Origin of the sequence: Paenibacillus sp. E194 (genome assembly GCF_000935845.1) — a bacterium.
GTDB lineage: Bacteria > Bacillota > Bacilli > Paenibacillales > Paenibacillaceae > Paenibacillus_B > Paenibacillus_B alvei_B.
This window is the reverse complement of record NZ_JMDX01000458.1, coordinates 1-1862: the sequence shown is the minus strand read 5'-3', so window position 1 is coordinate 1862 and position 1862 is coordinate 1. Positions and strand designations below refer to the sequence as shown.

The window sequence follows — 1862 nt, the reverse complement described above, 5'->3', positions numbered from 1 at the left end:
ATTGCATAAATCTCTAACGTTGTACTCGACTGCTGCTTCCTTTATCGTTCAGAAGCCCAAATTCGCCCTTTTCACGATATTTCCGCATCCATTTCTTCATCCTCTGTTTATCATGAATTCCGAAATGTTCATTGATCTGCCGATAAGTCCACTTTTCCTCGACATGTAGACGAATAGCTTCAGCCTTTAGTTCTTCTGAATATGTTTTGAACTTCTGTCCTTTGATAGCCCATAAAAAAATGCACCCCCTATAATAGATTCATCGGACGTAACACGAGGGGTGTTTATCCAATGTCTACTATAAGGGGTGCACTTCAGAGCGGCATTGAGTTTATTTAGTTGTATACTCGTTCACTTCAAACGTTAAAATCTTATCAAAGATAACGTAGTCTTTACGTACGCTGAATGGCCCTTTGTTATTGTTGTGCTTGTTGATTGCATAGGAAGCTGTTCCCGAGCCACCCTGCTTATTTTCGTACCATGTGATGAAGGCATTAACCTCATCCATGCTTAGATCAAACTCTTTCTCCAAACCGGTTGTCATAGTAACTACTAATAATGCTCTGTCTCCATTAGTAGGAGTTGGATCTGGTTTTTGATCTGGATCCTTTGGTTTTTCTGGATCAGGTACTTCATTTAATTCGTATCCAAACGTAATTTCCTTAATAGCAATCCAAGAACTATAACCTTCAACAGTAATTTTTATTTTCTCATAATTGCCCGGAGTTACGCTGATTGGTTCAGGGATATGGGTACCGCCATACACCCTTCTTACTTCTTTCTTACTTATTGGTTCCCATGTTCCATTGTTATAAGTAAATATTTGATATTTCACATCATCGATTGGACTCGCATCTCCTACAATTTGTACAAAATTCAAATATAGTGCTTGAGGAAACGTGATTTCTAAACTCCCAGAAAAGAAGTCGGATGTAGGGCCCCATTGAGTGGTTAAATCACCATCAAACACATACTTAGCTAAATGATTATCGATGTTATTACTATCTACTACCGTCGTACCTTTAGGAGGCAATAAACCTTCCATAGTGTCAACTTTACTACTCGCAAATGCCGAGACTGGGAATACTACTAACAAGATCAATACCAATAAAAGCGTTAGATGTTTTTTCACTTCATATCTCTCCTTAATATCAACTGCTACGAGAATACAATGATAAAAGATAAATGTCTAAACATATGTTTACTTATTATTTAAATCATTACAAATACTTCTATAAAAAATAAAGTCGGCATTTAACCGACTTAAAAAATCATTTGTAGACTATTATATTTAATGCCACAGCAACTCTTCTTACAGCGTTCCATCGTAACTTCCTATATGTTTTCTCGCTTATTGGTGGGTCAAAATAAAAGTGTATACCTGGTATTCGCGCATGTACCTATTTTCTATCGTATCATATAACTTCCTCGCCCCTCCTGTTTATGTTGTCAAGCACCACAAGGTTCAGAGATAAACTCGTTTATCTTTCCATACTTATCAATTCAGGTTGCCCTTATTCATTCTGTTCATTCCGCTTGTGTAACTATATTCAATTGATTGCGTACTTATTTTTTTCCTTACAGTTCTTTATGATATAGCCATATATACCGAAAACTTATCTTTTGGTATTGTTACCGTGCTTACAGGGGGATCAAGAATAAACGTGAAAACTTTCAAATTGACACTCTGTCTTGCTTCATTTATCATTCCTGAATGATTTGTTTTCAACCGGATCCGATCCAGATGCAATGTCATCTAGCGTGCGGAAATGAGGCTTCTACTTGTATGCTAAAAACGCCTTTGTTTGCTTTATTACGAATCTAAAAAGACATTCACCACATCCCCCTGCCCCCAAAATAAA

At 36.9% G+C, this 1862-nt stretch carries 2 protein-coding genes; both read right to left on the bottom strand.

The window, feature by feature from the left end:
• Window positions 1-13: 13 nt before the first annotated feature.
• Window positions 14-226, bottom strand: a complete 213-nt coding sequence (locus AZ66_RS33200) for a helix-turn-helix domain-containing protein (RefSeq protein ID WP_156160135.1) — start codon at window positions 224-226, stop codon at window positions 14-16.
• A gap of 105 nt (window positions 227-331) precedes the next feature.
• On the bottom strand, window positions 332-1132 hold the full coding sequence (locus AZ66_RS33195; protein ID WP_231587095.1) for a ran-binding protein 10: 801 nt from the start codon (window positions 1130-1132) through the stop codon (window positions 332-334).
• Between the last annotated feature and the right edge of the window lie 730 nt (window positions 1133-1862).